The organism is Candidatus Hydrogenedentota bacterium, assembly GCA_019637335.1.
Classification (GTDB): Bacteria; Hydrogenedentota; Hydrogenedentia; order Hydrogenedentales; family JAEUWI01; genus JAEUWI01.
On record JAHBVV010000053.1, the window covers coordinates 1 to 6,228 of the forward strand.

Annotated in this window: 5 protein-coding genes; all 5 read right to left on the reverse strand. The window is 64.2% G+C overall.

All coding sequences use genetic code 11. The features are described from left to right. Positions 1–254: 254 nt before the first annotated feature. On the reverse strand, positions 255–2,348 hold the full coding sequence (locus tag KF886_26800; GenBank protein ID MBX3180970.1) for an LUD domain-containing protein: 2,094 nt from the start codon (positions 2,346–2,348) through the stop codon (positions 255–257). After that, positions 2,345–2,914 carry an LUD domain-containing protein gene (locus KF886_26805; protein MBX3180971.1) on the reverse strand — a complete coding sequence of 190 codons (570 nt, stop codon included), beginning with the start codon at positions 2,912–2,914 and terminating at the stop codon, positions 2,345–2,347. The genes KF886_26800 and KF886_26805 overlap by 4 nt, the downstream gene beginning before the upstream one ends. Before the next feature lie 180 nt (positions 2,915–3,094). Beyond that, a complete protein-coding gene (locus KF886_26810; GenBank protein ID MBX3180972.1) occupies positions 3,095–4,243 on the reverse strand; it encodes an exo-alpha-sialidase in 1,149 nt (382 codons plus the stop codon). A gap of 162 nt (positions 4,244–4,405) precedes the next feature. Continuing rightward, positions 4,406–5,317 carry a dihydrodipicolinate synthase family protein gene (locus KF886_26815; GenBank protein ID MBX3180973.1) on the reverse strand — a complete coding sequence of 304 codons (912 nt, stop codon included), beginning with the start codon at positions 5,315–5,317 and terminating at the stop codon, positions 4,406–4,408. A 41-nt stretch (positions 5,318–5,358) separates the two neighbouring features. After that, positions 5,359–6,042, reverse strand: coding sequence for a GntR family transcriptional regulator (locus tag KF886_26820; protein ID MBX3180974.1), 684 nt, complete (start codon positions 6,040–6,042; stop codon positions 5,359–5,361). Positions 6,043–6,228 lie beyond the last annotated feature (186 nt).

Here is a 6,228-nt window from a genome sequence, read left to right on the forward strand (position 1 = left end):
CAGTTGACAGTTGACAGTTGACAGTTGACAGTTGACAGTTGACAGTTGACGGCAGGGACCACAGGGACCACAGGGACCACAGGGACCACAGGGACCACAGGGACCACAGGGACCACAGGGACCACAGGGACCACAGGGACCTAACGACCGGAAGGGCCGGAAGGGCCGGAAGGGCCGGAAAGAATTGCTGGACGTCTACCGATCTGCGGGTCGCGCTTTTCGAGGCGCTGGGGCCGTTTGTTGGTGGGCGGTTTTTAGAGCAGTTCGAGTGGGTGCATTACGGGGAGGCCCGTGCCTTCTTTGAGGTGGATGCTGCACACCGACGACTCCGTTACGATGGCATCCACCCCCTTGGCCTTGAAGGCGTCGAAGAGGGGTTTGCCGACGGCGTTGGCGAGGTCGTAGCCCATGGGGCCGTGTTTGAGGCCGAAGGTGCCGGCCATGCCGCAGCAGGTTCCGCTTTCGATGAGCTCGATGTCCGCGCCGTGTTTTTTGACCCAGGCCATGGCCTCGCTACCCATGCCGAGGGGGCGCTGGTGGCAGGAGCAGTGGAAGCCGTAGGTGCGGCCTTCGAGGGCGTCGCTTCCGCCAGCGCCCTCGATGTCCATGAGGTAGGCGAAGTATTCGTGGGTGGCGTCGGCGACCTGTCTCGCCTTCGGGTTCATGGGGAGTAGCTTGGGGTAGGAGACCTTGAGGCAGTAGGCGGCGGTGGGCTCGGTGGCGACGATGTCGTAGCCCTGATCGACGTATTCGGCGAGGCGCATGACGTTGTAGATGGCGGCGTCCTGGGCGCGGCTGAGGTCGCCGTAGCCGATGTAGGGGTAGCCGGAGGCCTGCTGTTCGGGGAGGGCGACGTGGCAGCCGCTTTTCTCCAGGCGGCGCAGGGCCTTCATGCCGAGTTCGGGCGCGTTGTAGTTCGCGAAGATATCGTGGAAGTAGGCGACTTTCCGCTTCGCCGCCTCGGGCGCCACATGGGCGACCCACTGCTTGCGGAGGGTCTTGCGGGCGAAGGGCGGCATTTCGCGGCGGCGGTCAATGCCGGTGGCCTTTTCCATGACCCAGCGGAAGTGTGGATTGCGCAGGCTCCAATTGGAAAGGGGCGCGAAGGCGCAGCCGAGTTTCGCGGCGGTCTCGGCGGCCATGAGCAGTTCATTGACGCGCGGCGGGGGATTCTCCTTGTGGTCGCGGTGCTTCACCTGGGCAATGGCCAGGGGCATGTCGATCTGGGTGGGGCAGATTTCCTTGCAGAGCCCGCAGGAGACGCAGAGGTCGGCGAATTCAGCGGCTTTTTCGAGGCCGTGGACGCCGGCGGTCCACGGAATGCCCATGGGCCCGGGATATATGTGGCCGAAGGTGTGTCCGCCGACGACGCCGTAGGTCGGGCAGACGTTCATGCAGGCGCCGCAGCGGATGCAGCGGAGGTTCTCGCGCATGAGCGGGTCCTGCGCCATCTTCCGCCGCCCGTTGTCGAGGATGACGATGTGGGATTCGCGCGGCTGGCCGCCGGCGCCGAGGGGATTGCGGCCGGACATCCAGGTGACGTAGGTGGTGGGCAACTGGCCCGAGGCGCTCACGGGGTGGGCGAGCACCATGGCCAGAGCGTCGTCCATGGTCTCGACGATTTTCTCCATGCCCATGACGCAGATGTGGACCTTGCCGATCGCGGAGACCAAGCGGGCATTGCCCTCGTTGGTCTCGATGCAGATGGTGCCGGTTTCCGCAACGCCGACGTTGGCGCCGGTCATGCCGATGTCGGTATTGAGGAAGATGGGGCGCAGGTAGGCGCGCACGACGGGCATGATCGACTCGATGGTGGCCTCGACGGGCTTGCCGGTTTCGCGGGCGAAGATCTCGGCGACGTCATCGCGCATTTTGTGCACCGACGGGAAGACCAGGTGGTAGGGCTTTTCGTCGACGAGCTGGATGATGAGCTCACCGAGATCCGTCTCCACGACCGTCATGCCCGCGGCTTGCAAGTCGTGGTTGACCTCGGTTTCTTCCGTTGTGAGCGATTTCGACTTGGATACCGATTTCGCTTCGTGTTTCAGGGCGACCTGGACGCAGTAGTCGTTCGCCGCTTTCGCATCCTCCGCGACAAAGACGTGGCAGCCGCGGGCCTCACAGGCCTTCACGAAGCGTTCCAGCAGCTCCTCCCGCTTCTCGATGCAGCGGTCCTTGATGGCCCGGACATCGTCGCGGAAGGCGGCGCCGCCGGGCAGGGTGGCCAGGCGCTCCTGGCGCTTGTCGCGGCCGCGTTTCATGCAGTTGTATAGCGCGTTGGCCTGTTTCGGCTCGGCAATGGCGCGGGTGATCGCTTCGTTGAGTCGCTGCTGGCGGGTGACCGTCATTCGTGTTCTCCCAGGAGGATGATCGCGTGCGCGTGTTCCGGGCCATGCACCCCCAACGTCAGAATCATCTCGATATCGCCGGTGCGGCTGGGTCCGGAGATGTAGCTGATCATGATATTCTCCGGGTGTTCTTTCAGGACGGCGGTCATGCGCGCGCCGCACCCGCGCAGGGTCGATTCGAGGTCGCGCGCGCGCACGATGCCGATGTAGGTTCGTGGCAGGGCGGATACGAGGCGGCTGGCGTCATCAAGGCTGACTTCGACGAGGGTGCCGGTTTCGGCGATGCCGAAGCGGGCTCCCGTGATTCCGACCTGCACCTGGTCAATTGCGTGCAGGGCGGCGTCCGCGGCGTAGGGCGGGCGGAGGACTTCGACGCCGTTGCATTGTGCCGTGGCGGTGTCGACGAGGGTGTCGGGCAGTTCCGCGAAGGCGATGCGCGCGGCGTTGGCATCGCGCACGACACGCGCGATGATTTCGGCGGCTTCGGCCTCGGTCTGGACGATGTAGGCGTGTCCGGAGACGGCTTCGAAGGCGGTTTTGAAGGTTTCGGCGAGGGATGTGTTCACGTTGTTCTGACTTCTTGTAGGCGGCGTGGTTTAGCGCCGCGGGAGCGGCACGGTATGCATTCCCACGGGGGACCGTGGGAACGAGTTGGCGGGGGGTATTTTTGCCACAAAGAGCACAAAGAACACAAAGTATATACCATCCGTTTTTGTGTTCTTTGTGCCTTCTGTGGCGAAACCGAGTTACTCCGCATCGAGGACGGCGTAGCTGATGGTTTTGTAGTGATCGCGCTCGTAGAGGCAGCCGATGCGGCCGTCGTTGAGGACCACCAGGGCGCTGTAGGCGAAATCTCCGGAGTAAATGGCGCTGTCGTGGGTCCAGGTCGCGCCGCCGTCGGTGCTGCGGTAGAGCTGTCCATTGGCGCGTTCTTCCGCCGTCTTGGGCAGCGAGTGGAACAATACCGCTTTGCCGTCCGCATCAAAACGCGAGACGATGCTGCTCATGCAGGGCGGCGTTTCGAGGGTGGGATCGAGGCGGGCGGGGGTCCAGGATTCGCCGCCATCGCGGCTCTCGCAGAGGATGCGCGCGGGGACGGCGCCGTCCATGAGGCGCGCGGACATGACCAGTACGCCGCCTTCCGTCTCGGCGATTTGCGCCTCGGTGCCCCAGCCGGTGATCTCTGCGTAGGAGACGCGCTCCCCAAGCCGCCAGGTGTCGCCGAGGTCATCGCTGATGGCCGCGCGCAGGTAGTGCATGCGATCGCCCTCCCCCACCGGCAGGTTTTCGTAGAGCGGGAGGACGAGGCGGCCCTGGTTGGGGCCATGGGCAATCTGGATGAAGTTACCGGGGCTTCCGACGGCGATGGCGTCGGGGGCGCGAAGTTCGCGGGTAAGTTCGCGCGGCGCGGACCAGGTTAGTCCGTCATCCTCTGAGGTGATGAGGAAGGACTGGGCGTTGGCGGGGCCGCCGTAGCCGAGTTCGAGGAGCTTCGTGTGGGCCATGACGCGGCCGTGGTAGCCCTGGGGGTAGCGGTGGTAGACGAGGAGGATGCGGTCGGGGTCGTGCAGGGCGATCGCGCAGGGGTCGTTGAGCGAATCGCGTCCCGACTCGGCAATAACGCGTGTTGCGTCCCACGTTTTTCCACCGTCGGTGCTGCGCCGGAGGAGGATGTCGTTTTCGCCGTGATCGTTGTCGAGCGGGCGGCCCTCGGCGAAGGCCAGGAGGGCGCCCGTTTTCGACTGGACAATCGCGGGAATGCGGATGGCGGCGTAGGCGTCGTCGGCTTCACGGGTGAAGACGGTTACGGCGTCGGGGTATGGGTCATCGGCGGTGGCCACGCCCAGCGCCAGCAGGAGCAGGATCGATGAAATGAGAACTCGTATTGCGGTCAATTTCAGATCTCCATGGCATTTCTTAAACCAGCCAGGCAATCGAAGTATTTGTGAGGCGCATATTGGCTGCCCCACACGGGCAAACCCTCGCGGGTTTGTCCGTGGCACCCATAGCCTGTATTTACATGGGCTGGAACCAGCGTAAACGGCTAGCCCATCTATTCATACCATCCCCCACTTCTCGAAAAAGCCCATGGCTTCCAGATCCGCCTTCAGGGCGGCGTATTCCGATTCATTCAAGGTCTTCAGCGGCAGACGGCTTGGCCCGCAGTCGAGGCCGAGCATCTTCATGACCGCCTTGAGGCCGGCCATATGCTTGTATTCGAGCATTTTGGCGACGATCCGCCCGGCTTCGACCTGGAGTTGAAAGGCGCGGGGGCTGTCGCCACCGTCGTAGGCGCGGCGGGCCTCCTGATAGATGGGGGCCATGAAGTTGTAGGTGCTCCCGACGGCGCCCGATGCGCCGACGGCATAGCCGCTGACATACATGTCGTCCACGCCAAACAGAAGTTGAAAGCGGTCGCCGGCCTCGTCGATGCAGGCCTGGAACTCCTGGAGGAGGTGGCTGCTGAACTTGAGCCCGGCGAGCGAGGGAATCCGCTCGGGGGCCTCGCGCAGGAAGGCGCGCATGTCGAAGGCGACGGAGGTCAGCGGGGGAATGTGGTAGTAGTAGAAGGGCAAGTTTGGCGCGCCGTCCGCGACCTCCTGGAGGCACTGGATCAGCATGTCGAGGCTGTCCGGCTTGAAGTAGATGGGCGGGAGGGCGCTGATGGCGTCGGCCCCGATCGCGGCGGCGTGGGCCGCGAGGCCGCGCGATTCCCAGTTGCTTGCGTGGCCGGTCTGAATGACCACGGGGATGCGGCCGGCCGCGGCTTTGACATAGGCTTCGGCGACGGCCTTGCGCTCCTCGGTGGTGAGGAGGGGGCCTTCGCCGGTGCTGCCGCAGATGTAGAGGCCGCCGACGCCATACTGGACGAAGCGATCGACAATAGCGGGGACCTGGCCCAGGTTCAGGGAGCCGTCGGCACGCATAGGTGTAAAGGTGGCCGGAATGAGGCCGGAAAGCGGGGTCATGCGGGTCTTTCCAGGAGGCGGAACCGGCGCTGGCGCCCGGATCAGGCGCCGTTGCTGTTCAGGCGCCGTAAGAGGGAATCCATGGAACGCCGGATATGGCGGCTCATGATATCACCGCCGAGGAAGGCGTCGCCACTGCCGATGGCCGCCGTTATTTCCCGGTGCTCCTCCACGGTGAGGGCGGGATCTTCCGGCATTTGGTCCCGGGGCTTGCAGCGGGATGCGTGGGCGAGCAGGCGGGTGCGCTCGACCGCGTGCTGGATCCATTCGTTGTCCGTGGCCTCGACGATCGCGCGGTGGAAGGCCATGTCCTGCGTGTGCCATTCGTGGATGAGCTTTTTGTCCGGTTGCGCGGTATCGGATTGGGCCAGGGCCTCGGCGAGCTTTTCCTGGGCCTCGCAATGGGCCTCGAGATTGCGCTGCTGGTGCGCCTGGATGTTGTCCGCCGCCTCGCTCACGGCGAAGACTTCGAGCTGTTCGCGGAAGGTGTAGAGCTTGATGATATCGCGCGCCTTGAGTTCGCGGACGAATGCGCCCTGGCCGGTGATCTGCTCGACGAGGTCCTCTTCGGTCAGGCGGCGTATGGCGTCGTGAATGGCGAGGGGCGCGACCTCCATCTCGTCGGCGAGGTTCTGCTCAACCACGCGCATTCCGGGCGGGTATTCGCCGGAGGTGATCTTCTTGAGAAGGTGTTCGTAGACCGCTTCCGAGGTAAGTGCGCTCATGGTCGTTGGGTACTCCGTTTACTGCTGGGGGTTGTCACGCCATGCTAGCGGCTGGGACGCCGCAAATCAATTCTGTGGGGTGGGTGGACAGAGTGGACAGAGTGGACGGAGTGGACGGGGTGGACGGAGTGGATTCGCCACGGCGAATAGACGGGGTGGATTATTTGACTGATCGGGGGGATCCGT

What these genes read in the sequence shown, in the direction of transcription:
- KF886_26800 (MBX3180970.1), bottom strand. Translation starts at nt 2,348, where the DNA reads ATGACGGTCACCCGCCAGCAGCGACTCAACGAAGCGATCACCCGCGCC.
- KF886_26815 (MBX3180973.1), bottom strand. Translation starts at nt 5,317, where the DNA reads ATGACCCCGCTTTCCGGCCTCATTCCGGCCACCTTTACACCTATGCGT.
- KF886_26820 (MBX3180974.1), bottom strand. Translation starts at nt 6,042, where the DNA reads ATGAGCGCACTTACCTCGGAAGCGGTCTACGAACACCTTCTCAAGAAG.